The 391-nt window shown below is 68.5% G+C and carries 1 protein-coding gene; it reads left to right on the forward strand.

Features of this window, described 5'->3' with window-relative positions:
• Nucleotides 1-391 (forward strand): helicase-related protein (locus tag GVL52_RS30100; protein WP_280179143.1); only part of this gene is annotated, 391 nt, incomplete at both ends.

Raw genomic sequence — 391 nt, forward strand, 5'->3', positions numbered from 1 at the left:
GTGCAGAAGGACAACGCCCGCAAGCAGCTGACCGACTTCCTGCGCAGCCACCGTGGCGAGGCCGGCATCGTCTACTGCATGTCGCGGCGCAAGGTCGAGGAGACCGCTGAATTCCTCTGCGGCCAGGGCTTCAACGCCCTGCCCTACCACGCCGGCCTGCCGCCCGAAGTGCGCCAGGAGAACCAGGACCGCTTCCTGCGCGAGGAGGGCATCGTGATGGTGGCCACCATCGCGTTCGGCATGGGCATCGACAAGCCCGACGTGCGCTTCGTCGCCCACGTGGACATGCCCAAGAACATCGAGGGCTACTACCAGGAGACCGGCCGCGCCGGCCGCGACGGCCTGCCCGCCGACGCCTGGATGGCCTACGGCCTGCAGGACGTGGTGAACC

It is taken from the genome of Rhizobium sp. 18055, from assembly GCF_902706285.1.
Classification (GTDB): domain Bacteria; phylum Pseudomonadota; class Alphaproteobacteria; order Rhizobiales; family Rhizobiaceae; genus Rhizobium.